This is a genomic window from Pseudomonas sp. ASL9 (assembly GCF_056680335.1).
The window spans coordinates 2,538,513-2,560,946 of sequence record NZ_CM155277.1 but is presented as its reverse complement, the minus strand read 5'-3'; the positions used below and the strand labels follow the sequence as shown (position 1 = coordinate 2,560,946).

At 58.9% G+C, this 22,434-nt stretch carries 17 protein-coding genes; 4 read left to right on the top strand and 13 right to left on the bottom strand.

Annotated features, from left to right (window positions below):
• Nucleotides 1–42 precede the first annotated feature (42 nt).
• Both AC1ME2_RS11785 and AC1ME2_RS11780 read right to left on the bottom strand, forming a co-directional pair.
• Nucleotides 43–2,829 carry a DUF2339 domain-containing protein gene (locus AC1ME2_RS11785; protein ID WP_480441326.1) on the bottom strand — a complete coding sequence of 929 codons (2,787 nt, stop codon included), beginning with the start codon at nt 2,827–2,829 and terminating at the stop codon, nt 43–45.
• Between the two features lie 191 nt (nt 2,830–3,020).
• Nucleotides 3,021–5,474, bottom strand: coding sequence for a glycogen/starch/alpha-glucan phosphorylase (locus AC1ME2_RS11780; RefSeq protein ID WP_480441324.1), 2,454 nt, complete (start codon nt 5,472–5,474; stop codon nt 3,021–3,023).
• Between the two features lie 237 nt (nt 5,475–5,711).
• On the opposite strand from AC1ME2_RS11780, the gene pip reads away from it, so the two are divergent.
• The 4 genes from pip to mdoH all read left to right on the top strand — a co-directional run bounded on the left by pip (nt 5,712) and on the right by mdoH (nt 11,849).
• Complete coding sequence (pip, locus tag AC1ME2_RS11775) at nt 5,712–6,683, top strand: prolyl aminopeptidase (protein ID WP_480441322.1); 972 nt, start codon at nt 5,712–5,714, stop codon at nt 6,681–6,683.
• A gap of 10 nt (nt 6,684–6,693) precedes the next feature.
• Nucleotides 6,694–7,131: a D-aminoacyl-tRNA deacylase gene (gene dtd / locus AC1ME2_RS11770; RefSeq protein WP_480441321.1), complete on the top strand. Its 438-nt coding sequence runs from the start codon at nt 6,694–6,696 to the stop codon at nt 7,129–7,131.
• Between the two features lie 259 nt (nt 7,132–7,390).
• Nucleotides 7,391–9,277: a glucan biosynthesis protein G gene (locus AC1ME2_RS11765; RefSeq protein WP_480441319.1), complete on the top strand. Its 1,887-nt coding sequence runs from the start codon at nt 7,391–7,393 to the stop codon at nt 9,275–9,277.
• Nucleotides 9,270–11,849, top strand: coding sequence for a glucans biosynthesis glucosyltransferase MdoH (mdoH, locus tag AC1ME2_RS11760; RefSeq protein WP_480441317.1), 2,580 nt, complete (start codon nt 9,270–9,272; stop codon nt 11,847–11,849). The genes AC1ME2_RS11765 and mdoH overlap by 8 nt, the downstream gene beginning before the upstream one ends.
• Before the next feature lie 158 nt (nt 11,850–12,007).
• On the opposite strand, the gene AC1ME2_RS11755 is transcribed toward mdoH, so the two are convergent.
• The 11 genes from AC1ME2_RS11755 to ubiE form a co-directional block, all read right to left on the bottom strand.
• Complete coding sequence (locus AC1ME2_RS11755; protein WP_480441315.1) at nt 12,008–13,948, bottom strand: methyl-accepting chemotaxis protein; 1,941 nt, start codon at nt 13,946–13,948, stop codon at nt 12,008–12,010.
• 258 nt (nt 13,949–14,206) lie between these two features.
• Complete coding sequence (locus tag AC1ME2_RS11750; RefSeq protein ID WP_480441313.1) at nt 14,207–16,123, bottom strand: methyl-accepting chemotaxis protein; 1,917 nt, start codon at nt 16,121–16,123, stop codon at nt 14,207–14,209.
• 172 nt (nt 16,124–16,295) lie between these two features.
• Entirely contained in the window at nt 16,296–17,003 is a 708-nt protein-coding gene (locus AC1ME2_RS11745; protein WP_480441311.1) for a 16S rRNA (uracil(1498)-N(3))-methyltransferase, read from the bottom strand.
• Nucleotides 17,000–17,803: a twin-arginine translocase subunit TatC gene (tatC, locus tag AC1ME2_RS11740; protein WP_480441310.1), complete on the bottom strand. Its 804-nt coding sequence runs from the start codon at nt 17,801–17,803 to the stop codon at nt 17,000–17,002. Before tatC ends, AC1ME2_RS11745 begins: the two co-directional genes overlap by 4 nt.
• Nucleotides 17,800–18,300 carry a Sec-independent protein translocase protein TatB gene (tatB, locus tag AC1ME2_RS11735; RefSeq protein ID WP_480441308.1) on the bottom strand — a complete coding sequence of 167 codons (501 nt, stop codon included), beginning with the start codon at nt 18,298–18,300 and terminating at the stop codon, nt 17,800–17,802. Before tatB ends, tatC begins: the two co-directional genes overlap by 4 nt.
• A 10-nt stretch (nt 18,301–18,310) precedes the next feature.
• A complete protein-coding gene (locus tag AC1ME2_RS11730) occupies nt 18,311–18,574 on the bottom strand; it encodes a twin-arginine translocase TatA/TatE family subunit (protein WP_480441306.1) in 264 nt (87 codons plus the stop codon).
• A gap of 26 nt (nt 18,575–18,600) precedes the next feature.
• Nucleotides 18,601–18,933: a phosphoribosyl-ATP diphosphatase gene (locus AC1ME2_RS11725; RefSeq protein ID WP_480441304.1), complete on the bottom strand. Its 333-nt coding sequence runs from the start codon at nt 18,931–18,933 to the stop codon at nt 18,601–18,603.
• Complete coding sequence (gene hisI, locus AC1ME2_RS11720; RefSeq protein WP_480441303.1) at nt 18,926–19,327, bottom strand: phosphoribosyl-AMP cyclohydrolase; 402 nt, start codon at nt 19,325–19,327, stop codon at nt 18,926–18,928. The genes AC1ME2_RS11725 and hisI overlap by 8 nt, the downstream gene beginning before the upstream one ends.
• 69 nt (nt 19,328–19,396) lie before the next feature.
• Nucleotides 19,397–21,016 carry a ubiquinone biosynthesis regulatory protein kinase UbiB gene (gene ubiB / locus AC1ME2_RS11715; RefSeq protein WP_480441302.1) on the bottom strand — a complete coding sequence of 540 codons (1,620 nt, stop codon included), beginning with the start codon at nt 21,014–21,016 and terminating at the stop codon, nt 19,397–19,399.
• The gene (locus AC1ME2_RS11710) at nt 21,013–21,636 is read right to left on the bottom strand and encodes a ubiquinone biosynthesis accessory factor UbiJ (protein ID WP_480441300.1); all 624 of its coding nucleotides are present in this window, start codon (nt 21,634–21,636) and stop codon (nt 21,013–21,015) included. The genes ubiB and AC1ME2_RS11710 overlap by 4 nt, the downstream gene beginning before the upstream one ends.
• Entirely contained in the window at nt 21,636–22,406 is a 771-nt protein-coding gene (ubiE, locus tag AC1ME2_RS11705; RefSeq protein ID WP_219063685.1) for a bifunctional demethylmenaquinone methyltransferase/2-methoxy-6-polyprenyl-1,4-benzoquinol methylase UbiE, read from the bottom strand. The genes AC1ME2_RS11710 and ubiE overlap by 1 nt, the downstream gene beginning before the upstream one ends.
• Nucleotides 22,407–22,434 lie beyond the last annotated feature (28 nt).

Sequence of the window (22,434 nt, the reverse complement as noted above, 5' to 3'; positions counted from 1 at the left end):
CGGCGCGGGTGAAGGTCAACTGACAGCTCAAGAACGTGTTCCTCATACGATGGTCGTGGTCGGATCGGGCGTCGATTTTTTGGAGGGCGGAGGCAGTGGCGGCGAACACTTGGGCGGCAAGGGAGAGAAATATCCCACTATCAACAGCAGCACGCCAACCCCGATGAACGACACGATCCGCGCCAGTCCGCCCCGGTTACTCAATTCGATGAAGAACAGCTTGGCGACCACCACGCCGATCAGCGTGGCACCGACGATCCAGACTTCGCGCCGCTGCCGCAGGTGTCCACCGACCATCAACGCCAGGGCCATCAAGGTCCAGACGATGGACAGACCGGCTTGGACCTTCATCGAGTCCAGCAAGTCGTTCAGTTGATAGGGCACACCACTCCAGTGATGGGCGGTGCGCATGACCATGGCGGTGAGCAGGGCGAACAGGCCAACCCCGGCCACTGATTGCGCCACCCGTTGTGCGTGATCATGGGCGATACCGAGCTGGGATAATCGGCTACGCGCCCAGACGAACACCCCGGCCAGTGCGAACAGCAAGCCCAACTCCAGCGGGTTGAGCAGCGGCAGGTAGGACAACGGTGCTGCGGCGCCATCGCTGACAATGTTCGCCAGCCAGAACCAGATCAACATCAGCAGCGCCAAGGGGGCGGCGGCCCAGACCCGGTATTCTCGAGAATAGGCCTCGATTGGCCAGGGCAACGCACGGGGCGCGGCCATCACCAGTAAATAGGCACTCGGCAGCAACGCCCAGCCCAGCCAGCGCCACGCGTTGTAATGTTCGGACAAGGTCATCAAGCCGAAGCGCAACTCCAGCGCCAACACGCTGATGATCAGCCAGCAACCCAGTACATGCGCCGCGCTGAGCGCCCAGCCTGGCAGCGTGCGGTCCAGGTGCCGCAGCGACAGGAGATGCACCACGAATACTGTACCCCACGCCAGCCAACCCCACTGGGCTGCCGGGTGATAGTTTTCGTTCAGCGCAGCCAGCAATAGCACGGTGCAGGCCGGGGTCAGCAGTGTGCACAGCACCGCCAGCGCCGACCAGCGCAGGCGCTGGGCCAGGACCGTCCACAGTACGACGCTGACAGCCGCAAGCAATAGCAACGACGGTATCTGCAATTCGGCCGTAGCGAATCGTTGCACGCCATTGACCAGCGCCATGGCCCACCAACCTGTGCCCCATGCCAGCAGTAATGCGCCCAGGCGCCGCATGGTTACGGCCCTCATGGGACTCACATCGACAGGACTCAAGCGCAGTTGGAGCCACGCGCTGAGCATCGCGGCCAGCGCGACGACCATCGGCGTCCAGACATCGCGATGAGCCAGCAAGGTGGTGTCGGTTCTATACAGGTCGTCTTGCAGGTCGCCGAACAACGCAATGCCCGCAGCCGTCTGCAACAGCAGGCCGAAAGCACGCGCCAGGGGTCGTTGCTGACGCAAGCCCAGCCAAAACACGGCCGCGCCTTCCACCGCCCACGCGGCCGAGGTCCAGCGTGCATCCAGCCCGAGGGGGATCGCCAGCGAAGCGAATACCATGCCCAAGGCCAGGCAGGTTTCCACTAACAGCAAGGCGCGCCCTGGCGCTCGACCGGACAACAGGCGTGCCAGGCCCATGTAGAGCATTCCCAATGCCAGCGCGCTGTAGGCGGGCGCGAACTCGATGTGCTGAACCAGCGCGAACTGTAGGCCGAAACCGGCAATCGGTGGGCCAAACAGTATGCTGCCGTCGACGTAGTCACCCTGGCGGGCCGACCAGCGCAACATCGCTTCGCGGCTGTCATCGTCGGGGGCGGTGCTCAGTTCCAGCAGTTTGCGTCGGGCGAACAGCAGGCCAATCGCCAGATACATCAGGAAAAACACAATCAGAAACGGCTCGGTGCTCCAGAACAACGCGGGGGTGTAGGCCTGTAGGCCCCAGGTGAAACCGATGCCGAAGGTGCCGACAAACCCGATCAGGTTCAGCAGGCGCCAAGCCTTGAACCAGGCGATGGCAAAAATCCCTGTATTGAGCAGTGCGAAGTAACTGAACAGGACAACATGGCTGCCTGCGCCGGAGGAGGTCAGCAGCGGGGCGGCAAATCCGCCGAGTGCCGCCGCCGCAGCCAGCCCCAGGGCGTCCTGTTTTACCGCCAGGATCGCTGAGAACAGCGTCACCGCTACCAGCAGGCCGAACGCCACACTCGGGTCGAGCAACGCATTCAAGCGCATCGCGGCAAATACCGTCAGGTACAGCACGCCGATTCCTGCGCCTTGCAGCATCAGTGCGTAATTGCGGTTACGCCATCGCAGCCACCAGCCTAACGCCAGCAATGCCAGGGCGCTGGCGGCAACAGCGGCGTAGCGGGCTTCCAGCGAAATAACCACGCCTTCAGTGGCGTAGCGCAGCAAAAAGGCCAGCCCGAGGAACAGCAGCAGCACGCCGACCCGTAGCACGGTATTACCGCCCAGTAGGCAGTCGCGGGCGCTAGCCAGTGCGCGCTCGATCATGGTTGGGGAGGCGGGTGAGAAAACCGGGGTTGGCGGTGCGGCCGGCGCGGCCCGTTCGTCGTCGACGGGTAGATCCCACGTCAATTCGGGAGCGGGTTCGACGGCGGGCGCGGCGGGCTCATGAATGTCGGCAGCAGGTTCGAGCAACGTCAGGCGTTGCTGAATGGCGTCAAGCGATCGCTGAGTGGTGTCGAGGCGGCGGCTGAGCAGCGACAAGCGAATAGCCTGCCCCAGCCCGAGGCCCACGAGCACACCGACGAGGGCGCCCCGCAAAGACTCGTCCAGCAAACCGCCCAGCACGAGCCCGACCAGCAGAAGAATCCATTGCACGCGTTGTCATCCCTTGAAACGACCCGATGGGGTGTCAGGTATATCGCGGCACTTCCTTCGCAGGCAAGCACTGGGCGCGCGCCCTGCTCCCACAGTTGATCTGCTACGTCAGAAAATAATCATTTAAAAACAATTGGTTATCTTCTGTTTGATGGAGAAGGAGGGCGCCTGGTTCTTCTCTGCGAAGCTGGTTATTCCTCCAACGCTTTCCAGATGTCGTTCGAGTATTCCCGAATGGTTCGGTCTGATGAGAACCAGCCCATCCGTGAGGTATTGAGTACCGCCGAGCGCCACCATTGTTTAGGGTCGTGCCACAGTGCCTGGACCTTGCCTTGAGCCTCCCAATAGGATTCGAAGTCGGCGCACACCAAAAAGCGATCGTAAGCGATCAATTGGTCGATCAAACCGGCATAGCGGTTTGGATCATCCGGTGAAAACACGCCGCCCCGGATCGCTTCCAGCACGTCATTGAGTCGCGGTGAGTTGGCGATATCTCCTGTGGCGCTGTAGTCGCCGATGCGTTTGCGCGCTTCGACCTGTTGCGACGTCAGACCGAAGATGAACATGTGCTCAAGACCGACCTGCTCGCTCATTTCTACGTTGGCACCATCAAGGGTGCCGATAGTCAGGGCGCCGTTAAGGCCGAATTTCATGTTGCTGGTGCCTGAGGCTTCCAGGCCTGCGGTGGAAATCTGCTCCGACAGGTCGGCGGCCGGGATGATGCTTTCTGCCAGGCTGACGTTGTAGTTGGGCAGGAACACCACTTTGAGCATGCCACGCACGGTTGGGTCGTTGTTCACGGTACGGGCGATGTCATTGGTCAGTTTGATGATCAACTTGGCCGTGTGATAACTGGCGGCCGCCTTGCCCGCAAAAATTTTGACCCGGGGCACCCAGTCAGTACTCGGGTCAGCGCGCATCGCTTGATACAGGGCGATGGTGTGGAACAGGTTCAACAATTGGCGTTTGTATTCGTGGATGCGTTTGACCTGAACGTCGAACATCGCTTCCGGATTGACCAGAATTCCCAGACGTTCGTGAATGATGGTTGCCAAGGCCTTTTTGCTTTTCAGGCGTTGCTCGGCGAACTGTGTGCGGAACTCGGGACGCTCGGCGAATGGCTCAAGCTCGATCAGGCGTGATTCGGCGTTGTCCAGAATGTCTACGCCCAAGGCTTCGACCAACATGCGGGTCAGTGGCGGGTTTGCCTGATGCAGCCAGCGCCGGAAGGTGATGCCGTTGGTTTTGTTGTTGATTCGCTCGGGGTACAGCTTGTGCAATTCGGAAAATACGGTCTTGCGCATCAGTTGGGTGTGCAATGCCGACACGCCGTTGACACTGTGTGAACCCAGAAATGCCAGGTTACCCATGCGCACGCGGCGGCCGTTGTCTTCTTCGATCAGCGAAACCGCACGCAGTACATCAAAGTCATGGACACCTTTGGCGCGCAATTCATCGATGTGCAGGGCATTGATCAGGTAAATGATCTGCATGTGTCGCGGCAGCATCCGCTCCATAAGACCCACCGACCAAGTCTCCAGCGCCTCGGGGAGCAAGGTGTGGTTGGTGTAGGCCAGGGTGTCGACGGTGATTTGCCAGGCAGTGTCCCACGGGATGCCGTGGGTATCGATCAGCAATCGCATCAACTCGGCGACGGCGATCGAGGGATGTGTGTCGTTCATCTGGATCGCGGCGTGATCGGCCAGCGAGAGCAGGGATTGGTGCATGTTCAGGTGGCGTCGCAGTAAATCCTGCAACGACGCGGAAACGAAGAAGTATTCCTGGCGCAGACGTAGTTCCTGACCGGCTTCGGTGCTGTCGTTGGGGTACAGCACACGGGAAATACTTTCTGCACGGACGACTTCGGCCACGGCACCAAAGTGGTCGCCAGCATTGAAGCGCTCAAGGTGCAGGTCTTCGACCGCCCGTGCCCGCCACAAACGCAGGGTATTGACGCTTGATCCGCGCCAGCCGACCACGGGGGTGTCGTAAGCAACCGCGCGCACAACTTCCGCCGGACGCCAGACCTGGTGTTGTTCGCCGGCTTCATTGACCAGGGTCTCGACGCTGCCGCTGAAGCCGATCGGGTAGATCACCTCCGCACGTTCGAATTCCCAAGGGTTGCCGAAGTCCAGCCAGTTCTCGGTCTGTTCTTGTTGCCAGCCATCGACCACCGCCTGACGGAACAAGCCATGCTCGTAACGAATACCGTAACCATGGGCGGCGACACCGAGGGTCGACATGCTTTCCATGAAGCAGGCGGCCAGACGACCGAGGCCACCATTGCCCAGCGCGGCGTCAGGTTCGAGCAAGCGAATGCGCTCCATGTCCACACCCAGCTCGGTCATGGCTTCACGGGCGATGTCCAGCAGCCCAAGGTTACTCAGGCTGTCGTAGAGCAGTCGGCCGATCAGAAACTCGAGAGAAAGGTAGTAAACCCGTTTCTGGCCTTTGCGGTAGATCTGCCGGGTATGGTCCATCCAATGCTCGACCATATGGTCGCGGGCGGCCAAGGCAATGGCTTCGAACCAGTCATGGTCAAACGCATGATCTGGATCTTTACCCACCGCATAAGTGAGTTTTTCGAGTACAGCGGCACGGAAAGCGGCCACCTCGGCGTCACGAACAAGCGGTTCCTCTGACATCAAATACGACCTCTAAACGAGCAGATGGATAAGGAGCGGGGATGTTTCACTCTAAACGCTTCGACACAGGTCCGGCTATCTGGTTCGCGAGTAATTGCAATGGGTAAAATACTTGCATCGATCGTTCCATTGCGAACCACCCTTCTATCTAAGGGCATGATCATTCCCCGATTCGGGTTTATGATGCCCCACGGCAAAATAAATAGAAGCCCCTGAACACGCCCCTATGGAGCACCTATGCAGACTTTGTACCCGCAGATCAAACCTTACGCCCGGCACGATCTGGCCGTGGAAAAGCCTCATGTGCTGTACGTTGATGAAAGTGGTTCGCCCGAAGGCTTGCCAGTGGTTTTCATTCACGGCGGGCCCGGTGCGGGATGCGATATCCAGAGTCGTCGTTTTTTTGACCCGAATATGTACCGCATCATTACCTTTGATCAGCGCGGCTGTGGGCGCTCCACTCCGCACGCCAGCCTGGAAAATAATACGACCTGGCATTTGGTCGAAGACCTGGAGCGGATTCGTCTGCACCTGGGGATCGAAAAATGGGTGCTGTTCGGCGGCTCCTGGGGTTCGACCCTGGCGCTGGCTTACGCTCAGACCCATCCCGAGCGTGTCCATGCATTGATCCTGCGGGGCATATTTTTGTGCCGGCCGCAGGAAATCAACTGGTTCTACCAGGCCGGTGCCAGCCGTCTTTTTCCTGATTATTGGCAAGACTATCTGGCGCCGATCCCGCTGGATGAGCGCCACGACTTGCTGGGCGCTTTCCACAAACGCCTGACTGGCGCGGACCAGATCGCTCAGATGCATGCGGCCAAAGCCTGGTCCACGTGGGAAGGGCGCACCGCGACGCTGCGGCCCAATCCGATGGTGGTCGATCGCTTCTCTGAACCGCAGCGCGCATTGTCTATCGCCCGCATCGAGTGCCATTACTTCACCAACAATGCGTTCCTTGAAGAGAATCAGCTCATTCGGGATATGCCCAAGATTGCCCATCTGCCAGGCATCATCGTGCATGGCCGCTATGACGTGATCTGCCCGCTGGACAACGCGTGGGAGCTGCATCAAGCCTGGCCCAACAGCGAACTGCAGGTGATCCGCGATGCTGGACATGCGGCGTCTGAACCGGGCATCACTGATGCGCTGGTGCGTGCGGCGAGCCAGATTGCCCGTCGTTTGCTCGATTTGCCGCCCGAAGAAGCGTGAAAGGCCCGGTATGAAGGGTTTGCTCCAGCGCGTGAGTGGCGCACGGGTCGAAGTGGCGGGCGAGATTGTGGGTGCCATTGATCAGGGCTTGTTGGTATTGATTGGCGTCGAGCCGCAAGATACGCGCGCCAGTGCCGATAAGTTGCTGAACAAACTATTGAACTACAGGGTGTTCAGCGACGCCGAAGACAAAATGAACCTGTCGCTCAAGGATGTCGGGGGTGGTTTGCTGCTAGTGTCGCAATTCACGTTGGTTGCTGACACCAAAAGCGGCTTGCGCCCGAGTTTTTCCAAAGCCGCACCGCCCGCGCTCGGTGCTGAATTGTTCAGCTATCTATTAGAGCAGGCGAGACGCGTGCACGATAATGTGGCGGCGGGCCAATTTGGTGCGGATATGCAAGTTCATTTGGTCAATGATGGCCCTGTGACATTTTTGCTTGAGAGCTAAACGGTCGTTTGCCATGGGTCGCCCGGATTTATTAGGTGAAAAAGCAATAAATACTTCATCGGACCTGATGCGTTGTAACGCTGCCTGCTAGATAATCGCGCGCTACGGGGATCAGCGTTCGTTGATCCAATTGATATGGCCAGAGGCCGGTCCGTCGCCGTTTAGGGAATCATTAGACCCTTTCGGAGTCGGAACAATGCTCGCCAACCCGGCACTTGATAGCTGGCCGTTGGTTTTATGATCTGTTTTTCGGCGAGGGTTGCTCGTGATTGTTAGTCCCTGTATTACTCCAATAACACCTTCTAAACGGTTACGTAACGCCCTGTTGGCGGGCTCGGCGCTGATCTGTCTGTTCAGTGCAAGCCAGCTCTGGGCGTTCAGTCTTGACGATGTTGCGACCAAGGCTAAAGACCTGGCCGGGCAGAAGTACGAAGCGCCGAAGAGCAACCTGCCGAACGAATTTCGCGACATGAAGTTCGCGGATTATCAAAAAATCCGGTTTCTTCAAGACAAGGGCGTTTGGGCTGGGGAAAAGACGCCCTTCAAGTTGTCCTTTTATCACCAGGGCATGCACTTCGATACCCCGGTCAAAATCAATGAAGTCACGGCTAATGACGTGCAGGAATTCAAGTACGACCCTAGCCGTTTCGATTTTGGCGACTTGAAGTTCGACCCGAAATCCACCGAAAAGCTCGGTTACGCAGGCTTTCGCGTGCTTTATCCGATCAACAGCGATGATAAAAGCGACGAGATCATGACGATGCTGGGCGCGAGTTACTTCCGCGTGATCGGCAAAGGTCAGGTCTACGGTCTGTCTGCGCGCGGTATGGCGATCGACACCGCGATGCCATCGGGTGAAGAGTTTCCGCGGTTTACCGAGTTCTGGATCGAGCGTCCTCAGCCGGACGACAACCATCTGGTGATCTTTGCGCTGCTGGACTCTCCACGTGCGACAGGCGCCTATCAACTGACCTTGCGTCCGGGCACCAACACCCTCGTCGACGTCAAGTCGCGTATGTTCCTGCGCGATAAGGTCGGCAAGCTGGGCGTCGCTCCACTGACCAGCATGTATTTGTTCGGCGCCAACCAGCCTTCCAAAGTACTGAACTATCGCCGCGAACTGCATGACTCTAGTGGTCTGTCGATTCAGGCCGCCAATGGCGAGTGGATCTGGCGTCCGTTGAACAACCCGAAACACCTCGCGGTCAGCAGCTTCTCGGTGGAAAACCCGCGTGGCTTTGGTCTGCTTCAGCGTGGCCGCAACTTCAGCCACTACGAAGACCTGGATGATCGCTACGACAAACGCCCAAGTGCCTGGATCGAACCGAAAGGCGACTGGGGCAAAGGCACCGTTGATCTGGTAGAAATCCCGACTGCCGACGAAACCAACGACAATATCGTTGCGTTCTGGAAGCCCGCGGTCATTCCTGAACCAGGCCAGCCGATGGAGTTCAACTATCGTCTGCACTGGACCATGGACGAAAACTCCATCCATTCACCTGATCTGGGCTGGGTCAAACAGACCCTGCGCTCCACAGGTGACGTCAAACAGTCCAATCTGATCCGTCAGCCTGACGGCAGCGTGGCGTTCCTGGTCGACTTTGAAGGCCCGGTGCTCGCAAAATTGGGTGAAGACCCGGCGATCCGCAGCCAAGTGACCACTGACGACAACACCGAGTTGGTAGAAAATAACCTGCGCTACAACCCGGTGACCAAAGGCTGGCGTCTGACGTTGCGCCTGAAAGCCAAGGATGCGAGCAAGTCGATTGACATGCGCGCTTACCTGCTTCGTGAAGTCCCTGCTGAGCCTGGCAAGGAACCTGCGGCGATTGTTGCTGACAAAGCAGATAAGAAGGTAGAAAAGAAAGCCGAGAGCAAAGTGGCTCCGAAAGAAGAGAACACCATCATAGTCAAGGCTGACACGGCTAAGCCAACCGATGCGGCTAAACCCGCTGACGCGAAAGGCGACTCGACAAAAGCAGACGCTGCAAAAGCAGAAGTAGCGAAGGCCGATGTCGCGAAAGACAAAGATGGCAAACAGACCCCGCAGCCTGACGCCGAGACTGCCCCTACTAATCCGGAACCGGCCAAGAATGTACAAGTCTTGACCGAGACCTGGAGCTATCAGTTGCCTGCCGATGAGTAATTCCCAGTCCGTGCCAGAGTCTCTGACCGAGTACCTGGCACATTTGCCGATGAGCGATGAGCAGCGGGCGGAACTCGCCAGCTGCACCTCGTTCACCGAGCTGCACCAGCGTCTTTCTACGCAGCCGTTCACCGACAGCGCCGAGGCCGCTCAGGCTTCGGTTGGCCGTCGCCTGACATTGACAACCGCTGACGAGCTAGAAGAAGCTGAAATGCTCGTCCTCGACGCCAATGGTCGGGTCTGCCTGAAAGCCACGCCGCCTATTCGTCGTACCAAAGTCATCCCTGAGCCATGGCGCACCAATATCCTGGTGCGTGGCTGGCGCCGCCTGATGGGACGCAAGACCCTTCCTGCACCGCCCCAGCGCGAGCTGCCCTCGGCACGCTGGCGTTTTGTCGGCTCATTGCGCCGTTACATCTTGCTGGTGCTGATGCTGGGTCAAACCGTCGTTGCCACCTGGTACATGAAAGGGATCATGCCTTATCAAGGCTGGTCCTTCGTTTCACTGGATGAAATCACTCACCAGACGTTGTTCCAGACTGCGGTGCAAGTGCTGCCCTATGCCTTGCAGACCAGCATTTTGCTGCTGTTCGGGATTCTGTTCTGTTGGGTCTCGGCGGGTTTCTGGACCGCGCTGATGGGCTTTCTCGAGTTGCTCACCGGGCACGACAAATACCGTATCTCCGGTGCCAGCGCAGGTAACGAGCCGATCGAAGCCGGTGCTCGCACCGCCATCGTGATGCCGATCTGCAACGAAGACGTCCCTCGTGTGTTTGCCGGTCTGCGCGCCACCTTCGAGTCGGTAGCCGCCACGGGTGATCTGGATCGCTTTGACTTTTTTGTCCTTAGCGACACCAACGAAACGGATATCGCCGTCGCCGAACAGCAGGCCTGGCTTGAGGTTTGTCGTGAGAGCAAAGGCTTCGGCAAGATTTTCTATCGCCGCCGTCGCCGTCGGGTAAAACGCAAAAGCGGCAACCTCGACGACTTCTGCCGTCGCTGGGGCGGCGAATACCGTTACATGGTCGTGCTTGATGCCGACAGCGTTATGAGCGGTGAATGCCTGACCAGTCTGGTGCGCTTGATGGAAGCCACACCGGACGCCGGCATTATCCAGACTGCGCCACGCGCATCGGGCATGGACACGCTGTATGCGCGCATGCAGCAATTTGCCACCCGTGTATACGGGCCGCTGTTTACCGCTGGTCTGCACTTCTGGCAGTTGGGCGAATCCCATTATTGGGGGCACAACGCGATCATTCGCATGAAACCGTTCATCGAGCACTGCGCCTTGGCGCCGTTGCCCGGGAAAGGTGCTTTCGCCGGTGCGATCCTGTCCCACGACTTCGTTGAAGCCGCGTTGATGCGCCGTGCCGGTTGGGGCGTGTGGATTGCTTATGATCTGCCAGGCAGCTATGAAGAGTTGCCACCTAACCTGTTGGACGAACTCAAACGTGACCGCCGCTGGTGCCACGGCAACCTGATGAACTTCCGGCTGTTTCTGGTCAAGGGCATGCACCCGGTTCACCGTGCGGTGTTCCTGACCGGGGTGATGTCGTACCTGTCGGCACCGTTATGGTTCTTCTTCCTGGTGCTGTCGACCGCATTGTTGGCGGTTAACACACTGATGGAACCGCAGTACTTCATGGAGCCACGCCAGCTGTATCCGTTGTGGCCGCAATGGCATCCGGATAAGGCGGTCGCGCTGTTCTCGACCACCATCGTGTTGCTGTTCCTGCCCAAACTGCTCAGCATCATTCTGATCTGGGCCAAGGGTTCAGTAGGCTTTGGCGGACGCATCAAAGTAACCCTGTCGATGCTGATGGAAATGCTGTTCTCGGTGCTGTTGGCGCCGGTACGCATGCTGTTCCACACGCGCTTCGTACTGGCCGCGTTCCTCGGCTGGGCCGCGACCTGGAACTCGCCGCAACGTGACGACGACTCCACGTCATGGGGTGAAGCGGTCAAACGCCACGGTCCGCAAACGCTTCTGGGTTTGTGCTGGGGCCTGTTGGTCGCCTCGTTGAACCCGAGCTTTCTCTGGTGGCTGGCGCCGATTGTCGGTTCGTTGATGCTGTCGATTCCGGTTTCGGTGATTTCCAGCCGCGTCGGTTTGGGCCTCAAGGCGCGGGACGAGAAACTCTTCCTGATCCCTGAAGAGTACGCGCCGCCAAAAGAGCTGGTCGCAACCGATCACTACACCCATGAAAACCGTTGGCATGCATTGAAACAGGGCTTCATTCGGGCCGTGGTCGATCCGCAGCAGAATGCCTTGGCATGCGCCTTGGCCACCTCGCGGCACATGCAATCCGAGCCGATTGAATGGACGCGTGTCGAGCGGGTTCGTCAGGCGATGAGCGTCGGACCGGAAAAACTCAGTAACCAGGAACGTCTGATGCTGCTGAGTGACCCGGTAGCGCTGGCGCGTCTGCATGAGCAAGTCTGGAGCGAAGGGCATCCCGAGTGGCTTGCCGCTTGGCGCCAGTCGGTCGACGCCGATCCGCATGCGCCTCTGCTGCCGTTGCAACCTGCCACTCACGTTGCCCCGCACCAACTGGCTAGCGCCTTATAGTTGTTCGCGTAGTGAGATAAGAAAGCGCCCTTGAGGATTAACTCAGGGGCGTTTTTGCATGGGATGTAGTGGCCCCTTCGCGAATAAATTCGCTCCCACGTACACAGTTTTTTGTGGGAGCGAATTTATTCGCGAAGGATTCAGTGTGGTCTCACTGACTACACCCGAAACCGCCCCACCAATCCCTGCAAATGACTCCCCAACCGCGCCAGTTCGATACTCGAGGCTGCCGTTTCCTCGCTGGCCGCCGCCGTCTGCTCGGCGATATCGCGTACGTTCAGTACGCTGCGGGTAATTTCCTCGGCAACGGCGCTTTGTTCTTCTCCGGCGGTCGCGATTTGCTGGTTCATGCTCTGGATGCTCGAGACGGTGAGCGTGATGTGTTCCAGCGCCCTGCCGGCCCGACGGCTCAATTCGACGCTGTTGTCCGACAGGGTGCGGCTGTTGTCGAGGGTGGTGACAACCTGCTGGGTCCCGTTCTGCAAGGCGGCGATCAGTTCTTCGATTTCTTCTGTGGATTGCTGGGTGCGTTGCGCCAGGCTACGCACCTCATCGGCAACCACCGCAAAACCGCGCCCGGCTTCACCGGCTCGGGCCGCTTCGATGGCGGCGTTCAAGGCTAGTAGATTGGTTTGCTGCGACACTGATTTGATCACATCGAGCACGCTGCCAATCTTGTCGCTTTCCAGTTTGAGCTGATTCATCGCCTGGGTTGAATTGCCGACCTCAACCGCCAGACGCTCAATCTGGGCGATAGCCTCAGCCACGACTTTATCGCCCTCGCGCGCCTGCAGGTCGGCCTGGACTGCTGCGTTCGACGCTTCCTCGGCATTGCGCGCAACCTCCATGACGGTGGCGGTCATCTGGTTCATGGCCGTGGCGACCTGATCGGTTTCATCTTTTTGGCTGTTCACGCCGATGCTGGTCTGCTCCGTCACCGCAGACAACTGTTCTGCCGCGCTGGCGATCTGCGTAACGCCGTCGCCAATCCCACCGATCAGCTCGCGAAGGCTCAGGGTCATTTGCTGCATGCTGGTTTGCAGTTGGCCCATTTCATCGCGGCGCTCAACAATCAGGTCTTTGCTCAAGTCGCCTTGAGCGATGCGTCCGGCGGCTATCAGTGTTTGCTGCAGGGGGACGATGATCTGCCGGGTGATTATCCAGGCAGCCGAGAGTCCAAGAAGCAGCGCAAGAGCGGCAACACTGGTCAAGGTGGTGCGCGCCCGCGCCGCCTCGGTATCGCGCTGGGCGGTCTGGAGGTTACTCAACTCGGCGCTTGAGGCGAGCAAATGGTTACCCAGCGCTTCCATGGTCTCTTGCGCGGCTTCGGCCTTGATCTGAGTGTCTTTGAACTGACCTAGTTTTTCGCGATAGTTCTGTAAAGTCTGATTTGCCTGTTGCAGCCCGGAGATATTGGCGTCGGCCTGATCCTCGGCTATCTGGCTGACCTCTTTGAGTGCCTCATCAATGGCTGCAATCGCCGCCAGTTCGTACTGCTCCTGACCGCTGAAGGTATAAGCCTGCACGTGATAGCGGGCAGTCTCGATCTGCTGACGCAGCTGCGAAATGTTGGTGAATTCACCCAGCCGTTCGCTGCTGTCCTGCTCCTGACTGACCGCCTTCAGCACCTCGGTTTCCACCTGTGCTACGGTTTTCATGGCCTGCTCGGACTGCTGCTCAAGCTGTTCACGGGTTTTGTCGCGAGCCTTCAATGTTTGCCCGAGTTCGGTGAACGTTCTTTCAAGCGTGCGTACCGTTTCACTCTGATCTGATAGCTGCGTGAGGTTGTTTGGGTCACTCATGGTGCTGCGTAGCGCATTGAGCTGCGCTTCGAGTTCGTTAAGGCGCTTAACCACTGCTGCGGCGTTTTCCGGCGTATTTTCCACGCGAAACGTGATCCGCTCGATACGTAGATCCTTGCTCGCGTTGCTCAACTGGCCGATTGCCGTCAGCTTTTCGGAGCGCTCGATCATCGTGTCCAGTGCATGCCAGCCTGTCAGAGTGATCGCCAGAGTTAGCAGTAAGACCAGGCCGAAGCCCAGTGCAAGTTTAAGTTTCACGCTTGTATTGCCCAGAGCCTGGGTCAGGGATCGGAACATGAGAGTTCTCCTGCAAGGGATACGAAAAGTGGGCAAAACATCGTTGTGCCTGGTTAACGCATCGGCAGGGGAAGGGCTCGCTGGACCTGAATAGGTCGTAGGAAAAGTCTGAAAATCGAGGGGGAGGGGCAATTACAAAACTAATGTAGGAGCTGCCGCAGGCTGCGATAAGGCCGGAACGGCCTTCAGCGATCTCAAGAGAACGTCCGCTTTGCGGTCGATCGCAGCCTGCGGCAGCTTCTACAGGGATGTGCGGTTCTACACTCTGAACTTGGCCACCAGCGTTTGCAGATGGCTACCCAGGCGTGCCAGTTCGACACTGGATGCTGCGGTTTCTTCACTGGACGCTGCGGTTTGCTCGGAGACGTCGCGGACGTTCAACACGCTGCGGTTGATCTCTTCGGCGGTGGCGCTTTGTTGCTCGGCAGCGGCGGCGATTTGCTGGTTCATGCCCTGGATCGCCGAGACGGTGCGAGCAATATTCTCCAGCGAGCTGCCGGCGCTGCGCGTCAGTTCTACACTGCTGACGGTCAGGCTGCGGCTGCTGTCCATGATCGTCGCGACTTGCTGGGTGCCTTTTTGCAGGCCTGCGATCAGCTCCTCGATCTCTTCGGTGGATTTTTGTGTGCGCTGGGCCAGGCTGCGCACTTCATCGGCAACCACGGCGAAACCACGACCAGCTTCCCCTGCACGCGCGGCTTCAATGGCCGCGTTGAGCGCCAGCAGGTTGGTCTGTTGGGCAACGGATTTGATTACGTCGAGCACGCTGCCGATCTTGTCGCTTTCACGCTGGAGTTCAGTCATCGCGTCGGTGGAGTTGCCCACTTCACGGGCCAGACGTTCGATCTGGGCGATGGCTTCCTTGACCACGCGGTCGCCTTCCCGCGCCTGTTGATCGGCGGCGACAGCGGCTTCGGACGCCTCTTCGGCATTGCGCGCGACTTCCTGAACGGTGGCCGTCATTTCGTGCATGGCAGTGGCCACCTGATCGGTTTCGACTTTCTGGCTGTTAACCCCGGCGCTGGTTTGTTCGGTCACGGCGGACAGTTCTTCAGCCGCGCTGGCGATTTGCGTTACACCGTCGCTGATGCCACCAATCAAGGTGCGCAGGCTGCTGGTCATGCGTTGAATGCTGCGCTGCAACTGCCCCAGCTCATCCTTGCGCTCGACGTGTAAATCCTGGCTCAAGTCACCGGAGGCGACGCGCTCCACGACTTTGAGTGTTTGTAGCAGCGGGATGACGATTTGGCGGGTGATAGCCCAGGCGGCAATGGCACCCAGGAGCAGTGCCAGGACAGTGGCGATGCTGAGCGTGGAGCGGGCTTCAGCGCTGTCGGCATCACGCATTTGGTTTTGCGATGCAGACAGTTGGACACTGAGGGCCCGCAAGCGATCACCCAGGCTAGACATTTTAGCCGTCGCTTGCTGGCTCAGCAGTTGGGCGTCGCGGTATTGGCCCACGGCACTGCGATAGGCCTTGAGGGCATCGCTGGCGTCTTTGAGCTTGCCCAGATACTCGGACGGTATCGAACCGGGCAGGGTGTTAAGCCCGGTCAGCGCTGCGTCGATAGCAGCGTTGGCGTTCTGTTCGTATTCAGGCTTGCCGCTGTAGGTGTAGCCCGCCACCTGAAAGCGTGCCTGCTGGATCAGTTTGCTCAGTTCCACAACATTGTTGAACGCCAGAATGCTATCGCCCTTAAGCAGTGATTCCTCGATGCCGGAAACTTGCTCCACGGCGCGGTCGGCGGTAGCACCCAGGTTCACGCGACTCGCTTCGCGGGTTTGAATGGCTTGAGTCATGTCGGCGAAAGCGCGGCGGTAACTGTCGTTGGCCTGGATCTGCTCGTCGAGCATATCTTTGTTCGCTTTGTCCTGGACCTTGCTGCTTGCGGTGCGCAGGCTCTGCTCGATTTTGTCGATAACACTGCTGACTCCCGCTGCTGAGTCAGCGTTGAGTTGCACCTCGTAAAGTTGCCGAGCGACACGCAGGTCTTTGGTCAGGTCATTGATTTGCGTGATCGATGCCAGCTTGTCACCCCGATCAATCAGCGACGTGATGCTCAGCCAGCCGGTAAGGGTGATCAGCAGCGTCATCAATAGCACCAGACCGAAACCGAAGCCCAGTTTCAGGCTGACGCTTACATTTCCGAGGCATCGGACTAACCAGCTGTACATGGCGGCTCCTTGGGGTGAATTTATTATTTATAGAGAGTACCCATACATCGGCGGCACGGCTTGGAACTGAAGTGTGCTGGCTGATAAAGTCGGACGGGTCTCGTAGGAAATTTCAGCCATTGTTCGACTCGGCGTTGCCCATTCAGTCGCGCGGATTGATACGGCTGCTGCGTTAGAAAAGCCGGGCGAGCAGGGCCGTTACAGCAGTTTCGACCCGCAGGATGCGTTCGCCGAGCTGGACAGGTTGTAGGCCCGCCTTGCCCAGCAGGTCGATTTCGTAGGGGATCCAGCCGCCTTCCGGCCCGATGGCCAGCGTCACTGGCTGTTCTATGCCACGCGGGCAGGCAGGGTAGTCACCGGGATGACCGACAAGACCGAGGCTGCCTTCAACCCACTGAGGCAGACGGTCTTCGACGAAGGGTTTGAAGCGCTTTTCGATCAGGATCTCCGGCAGTACGCAGTCGCGCGCCTGTTCCAGGCCCAATATAAGTTGTTCGCGGATCGCTTCGGGCTCGAGGAAGGGTGTTTGCCAGAAGCTTTTTTCCACCCGATAGCTGTTGAGCAGAATCACCCTGGGCACGCCCATGGTTGCCACTGTCTGGAATACCCGGCGCAGCATCTTCGGCCTGGGCAAGGCTAACAACAGGGTCAGGGGCAGTTTGGCCGGTGGGGCGCGATCAAGGCTGATCTGCAATTCGGCTTCGTGGCTTTCCAGGCGCAGGAGCTCGGCAGTACCGAGCAAGCCACCGATGCGGCCCACACGCAGGGTGTCACCCACCACGGCGCGATGCACCTCTTGCATGTGCTTGAGGCGGCGGTCGCGCAGGATGACTCGGTCAGCCGCGATAAAGTCGGCATCTTCGAGCAACAGCAGATTCACGGCTGGGTCGCAGGTGGTTGATCGTGTTTGTCGGTGTCATCGTTTGGCTGGTCATCCGGGTGATCGCCACGCTTGACGATCATGCCGCTGCACAACACGCCAATCTCAAACAGCAGCCACATCGGCACCGCGAGCAATGTCTGCGAAAAGATGTCCGGTGGGGTCAGAATCATGCCGACCACGAAGCAGCCAATGATCACGTACGGGCGCATTTTTTTCAGGTATTTGACGTCGACGATGCCGATCCACACCAGCAACACCACTGCCACCGGGATCTCGAAAGCGACACCGAAGGCGAAGAACAGGGTCATGACAAAGTCCAGATAACTGGTGATGTCGGTCATCATTGAAACGCCTTCCGGGGTCACGCTGGCGAAGAAGTGGAAAATCAGCGGGAACACCAAAAAGTACGCGAAGGCCATGCCTGAATAGAACAGGATGATGCTCGACACCAGCAGCGGTACGGCGACACGTTTTTCATGCTTGTACAGGCCCGGTGCAATAAAGCCCCAGATCTGATGCAGGATCACCGGCATCGCCAGAAACAGCGAGCACATCATGGTCAGCTTGAAGGGCGTCAGGAACGGCGAGGCCACATCGGTCGCGATCATCGTCGCGCCTTCGGGCAAGTACACCCGCAATGGCGCGGAGACCAGGGTGTAGATCTTCTGGGTGAAGTAAAACAACCCGGCAAAGATCAAAAATATCGCCACAACGCAACGCAACAGGCGTGTGCGCAGCTCGGTGAGGTGCGAGATCAGCGGCATTTGCTGATCGTTTTCCGGGATATCAGCGCTCATGGGGCTCGCGGTGGCAAAGATGAATCGTTGACGGACGGTGCATTCGGCACCGCAGTGACGTGTGCGACCGGTGCAGTCTCAGTTGGTGCTGGTGCTGGTGCTGGTGCTGGTGCTGCCGGAACGACGGGGTCCGAGACAACGGCAGCGGGCTCAGTCGAGGTGACGGGCGTTGCGGGTACAGGTGCAGGTGGCGCGATGGATTGCGCTTCCACAGGCGGGCTGACCGTAGCGACGGGTTCGACCGGTGCCTCTTGCGGGGCGAAGATCTTTTTGGCTTCCTGCTCCAGCGACATAATGTGCTCGTTGTGCAGCTGCCGACGAATTTCGTCGGCGCCGATTTCTCGCTCAACTTCCTGTTTGATCGCATTGAAACTGCGTTTCAGCCGCCCGACCCAAAGGCCAGCGGTGCGCGCCGCACCGGGCAGGCGCTCGGGCCCAAGCACCAGCAGGGCGACGAGACCGACGAGCATTAGTTCAGAGAAGCTGATACCAAACATTCAACACGACCTAGTCTTTGCGGATTGGCTCTTCGACTTTATGTGCTTGCGCGTCGATGGTGTGTGGCTCGTGCAACGTCGAGCCCGGAGTCGCTTGTGGCGGCTGCATCGGCGGCTGTTGTTCGGCAGGTTTTTCCTCATCGTTCATGGCTTTGCGAAAACCCTTGATCGACTCACCGACATCAGTGCCAAGACCTTTGAGTTTCTTGGTGCCGAACACCAGGACAACGACAACCAAAATGATGAGCCAGTGTTTCCAGTCAAAAATACCCATGAAGCGTTCCTCCTAGAAGTTCGTGTTTAGTCGGCTGAGCGTGAGGCTTTTTCAGTATGCCCTGACAGCCCGAAGCGACGATCCAGTTCATCGAGCACAGCCTGCGGATGCTGACCCAATGCTGCAAGCATTACCAGACTGTGAAACCACAGGTCGGCAGTCTCGTAGATAACATCGCTGCAGTCACCGCTGATAGCGGCATCCTTGGCGGCAATGATGGTTTCGACCGATTCTTCACCGACCTTTTCCAGAATCTTGTTCAAACCTTTGTGATACAGGCTGGCGACATAAGAGCTGTCAGCAGCGGCGCCCTTGCGTGCTTCGAGCACTTCGGCCAGGCGGGTCAGGGTGTCAGTCATGTGTGTGTCCTGCCTGATAGATAGCGTGCGGGTCCTTGAGTACGGGGTCGACGACCTTCCAGCCAGCGTCGTCATACACCCGGTAGAAGCAGCTCTCACGACCGGTGTGGCAGGCAATCCCGCCGATCTGTTCGACCTTCAGGATAATCACGTCAGCGTCGCAGTCGAGGCGCAATTCATGGAGCTTTTGCACATGCCCTGATTCTTCACCTTTACGCCAAAGTTTGCCACGGGAACGCGACCAATAAATGGCCCGGTTCTCGGTCGCGGTCAAGCTCAGGGCTTCGCGATTCATCCAGGCCATCATCAACACGCGCCCGGTTATATGGTCCTGAGCAATCGCAGGTACCAAACCATCGCTGTTCCAGTGAATCTCGTCCAGCCAGTCTTTCATCGTCGACTCCGGCAGCCAGGCGTGTAGCTCTGGCGGATTGAATAGTGTGCCAGCGGCCCAGGCTGCTGGCTATCGGCGCACGACAAGATACAAACCTGCCGCCAGCATGATCCACGCCGGCCACGCTGTCAGCGTGACCAATGCTGTGCTGCCGGCGGCCAGGGTCGAGGCCAATACCGCGCCACCGGCCAGCAAGCCTGCGCCGATCAGACGCAGCGCCCAGCCGTCGCTACGCTCACGCCAGGGGGGTGGCGAGTCGGCGGTTTGGGACTGGGACGCACGCTCCAGCAGGTCGCGGGTCATGCTGGCCAGGTGGGGTATCTGTTCGACCTGCGTTTGCAGGTTGTGCAGCAGGGTTTTCGGGCTGACGCGCTCGCGCATCCAGCGCTCCAAAAACGGCTGTGCGGTGCTCCACAAATCCAGCTCCGGGTACAGTTGACGCCCCAGTCCCTCGATGTTGAGCAGGGTTTTCTGCAACAGCACCAGTTGCGGCTGGACTTCCATATTGAAGCGGCGCGCGGTCTGGAACAGGCGCATCAGCACTTGGCCGAAGGAAATGTCCTTGAGCGGTTTCTCGAAAATCGGTTCGCAAACGGTACGGATCGCCGCTTCGAATTCGTGGAGTTTGGTGTGCGCCGGTACCCAGCCCGAATCGATATGTAGCTGTGCCACGCGGCGATAGTCGCGTTTGAAGAATGCAAACAGGTTGCGCGCCAGATAATCCTGATCTTCGGGTGTCAGGCTGCCGACAATGCCGCAGTCGATGGCAATGTATTGCGGGCTCCAGGGCTGCACGGTGCTGACGAAAATGTTGCCTGGGTGCATGTCGGCATGGAAAAAGCTGTCACGAAACACCTGGGTGAAGAAAATCTCCACGCCGCGTTCGGCGAGCATTTTCATGTCGGTGCGCTGATCGGCCAGGGTCGCCAGGTCGGTGACCTGAATGCCGTAGATACGCTCCATCACCAGCACGCTTGGGCGGCACCAGTCCCAATAGACTTGCGGTACGTAAAGCAGCGGCGAGCCTTCGAAGTTGCGTCGCAGCTGGCTGGAGTTGGCCGCTTCGCGCAACAAGTCGAGTTCGTCGTAGATGGTCTTTTCGTAATCGATGACCACCTCCACCGGGTGCAGCAGGCGTGCATCGGCCGAGAGCCGTTCGGCTATGCGGGCCAGAATAAACAGCCATGCCAGATCCTGTTTGATGATCGGCTTGAGGCCTGGGCGCACGACCTTGACCACCACCTCTTCGCCACTTTTGAGCTGCGCGGCGTGTACTTGCGCCACGGAGGCGGAGGCCAGCGGGGCGACATCGAAGCGGCGGAACACGTCGCTGATCTTTGCGCCGAGCTGCGCTTCGATCAGGTCAATGGCCAACTGCGAGTCGAACGGTGGCACGCGATCCTGCAAGTGCATCAACTCGTCGGCGATGTCCTCGGGAAGCAGGTCGCGGCGGGTGGAGAGCAACTGGCCGAACTTGATGAAAATCGGACCCAGGTCTTGCAAGGCCAGGCGTAATCGTGCGCCACGGCTCAGCGCCAGGGTTTTGCGCGGAAACCAGCGCCACGGCATGGCATAACGCAGGGCGAGCATCCACCAAGGCAGCGGCAGGGCAAACAACAGGTCATCGAGACGGTAGCGGATCACGACGCGTTGGATACGAAACAGACGGCGGACGGCAAGCAGCTTCATGCGTTATCGCTGGGTTTGAGGGCGAGGGCAAGGCGCTCGAAGCGCGCCTCGAGACGTTCAAGGTCAAGCTTGGTCTGGTCCAGTTCGGCGAAGCGGGCTTCGGCCTCACGCTGACCGACCAGTGCGCGCGACTCCTCACTGAGGTAGTCGGCGAGGTTGTGCGTGAGCTGGGCAAGACTGTCGCGGGTCCAGCGGGCACTGCTGCGCAGATGACCTCCGAGCAACGGGCTGGCAACCGGACCGAGCCAGCGTGAGAGTTCGTACTCCCAATCCAGCTCAAGGTCTTGCAGCACGCCGACCAGCTCCAGCAATACGCCACTGTCGCCTTCAAGCTCGACTTCAGGGCCATGCAGCACGGCGGTTTTGTCCTGACTCAAGGCCAGGCGCAGCAAGCTCGACGCCGGCGCACGCAACGTGCAGTCGGCTTCAGCAGCCCAGTGGGCCGCCAACAGCAAGCCTTCGTCGCTGGGCATAATGAACAGCTGCAAGGCAGGATTACGGCAATCGACCGCAATCACCTTGCCTGCCAGACGCTCCAGGCGTGGCAGGGCGGTGCTGTCCATGCGCAGCACACGGTTGATGCCAAGCTCGATGCTGGCGAGCAAGCCGCTGAGTAGCATCAGGGTTTAATGCCGCGATGCAGGGCAACGATGCCTGCGGTCATGTTGTGATAAGTCACACGGTCGAAACCGGCTTCTACCATCATCGACTTGAGGGTTTCCTGATTCGGGTGCATGCGGATCGACTCCGCCAGATAGCGGTAGCTTTCCGAGTCATTGGTAATCAGTTTGCCCATCAGCGGCATGAACGCGAACGAGTAAGCGTCATAGGCCTTGGACATCAGCGCGTTGGTCGGTTTGGAGAACTCCAGGACCAACAGGCGACCGCCGGGCTTGAGTACGCGCAGCATCGAACGCAGGGCGTCTTCTTTATGCGTCACGTTGCGCAGGCCAAAGGCAATGGTCACACAGTCGAAATGGTTGTCCGGGAACGGCAGCTTTTCCGCGTCGGCCTGGACGAACTTGACGTTGCCCGCCACACCCAGGTCCAGCAGACGGTCGCGGCCGACTTTCAACATCGACGCGTTGATATCCGCCAGCACCACTTCGCCGGTCGGGCCGACCAGATGCGAAAACTTTCTCGCCAGGTCCCCAGTACCGCCGGCAATGTCCAGCACGCGGTTGCCCGTGCGTACGCCGGACAGCTCAATGGCAAAACGCTTCCACAGTCGGTGCATACCACCGGACAGCAGGTCGTTCATCAAGTCGTACTTGGCCGCAACGGAGTGGAAAACCTCAGCGACTTTCTCGGCTTTCTGGCTTTCCGGCACGTTTTTGTAGCCGAAATGAGTGGTGGGTTCGGCATCGCTGCCTTTGCGCGGATCGTTCATATCGCTGTCACCGGAATAAAGTGCGGCC

Coding starts and splice junctions, on each gene's coding strand:
- ubiB (WP_480441302.1), bottom strand. CDS start 21,016: ATGAAGCTGCTTGCCGTCCGCCGTCTGTTTCGTATCCAACGCGTCGTG.
- dtd (WP_480441321.1), top strand. CDS start 6,694: ATGAAGGGTTTGCTCCAGCGCGTGAGTGGCGCACGGGTCGAAGTGGCG.
- pip (WP_480441322.1), top strand. CDS start 5,712: ATGCAGACTTTGTACCCGCAGATCAAACCTTACGCCCGGCACGATCTG.
- AC1ME2_RS11750 (WP_480441313.1), bottom strand. CDS start 16,123: ATGTACAGCTGGTTAGTCCGATGCCTCGGAAATGTAAGCGTCAGCCTG.
- mdoH (WP_480441317.1), top strand. CDS start 9,270: ATGAGTAATTCCCAGTCCGTGCCAGAGTCTCTGACCGAGTACCTGGCA.
- ubiE (WP_219063685.1), bottom strand. CDS start 22,406: ATGAACGATCCGCGCAAAGGCAGCGATGCCGAACCCACCACTCATTTC.
- AC1ME2_RS11710 (WP_480441300.1), bottom strand. CDS start 21,636: ATGCTACTCAGCGGCTTGCTCGCCAGCATCGAGCTTGGCATCAACCGT.
- AC1ME2_RS11730 (WP_480441306.1), bottom strand. CDS start 18,574: ATGGGTATTTTTGACTGGAAACACTGGCTCATCATTTTGGTTGTCGTT.
- AC1ME2_RS11725 (WP_480441304.1), bottom strand. CDS start 18,933: ATGACTGACACCCTGACCCGCCTGGCCGAAGTGCTCGAAGCACGCAAG.
- tatB (WP_480441308.1), bottom strand. CDS start 18,300: ATGTTTGGTATCAGCTTCTCTGAACTAATGCTCGTCGGTCTCGTCGCC.
- AC1ME2_RS11755 (WP_480441315.1), bottom strand. CDS start 13,948: ATGTTCCGATCCCTGACCCAGGCTCTGGGCAATACAAGCGTGAAACTT.
- tatC (WP_480441310.1), bottom strand. CDS start 17,803: ATGAGCGCTGATATCCCGGAAAACGATCAGCAAATGCCGCTGATCTCG.
- AC1ME2_RS11780 (WP_480441324.1), bottom strand. CDS start 5,474: ATGTCAGAGGAACCGCTTGTTCGTGACGCCGAGGTGGCCGCTTTCCGT.
- hisI (WP_480441303.1), bottom strand. CDS start 19,327: ATGAAAGACTGGCTGGACGAGATTCACTGGAACAGCGATGGTTTGGTA.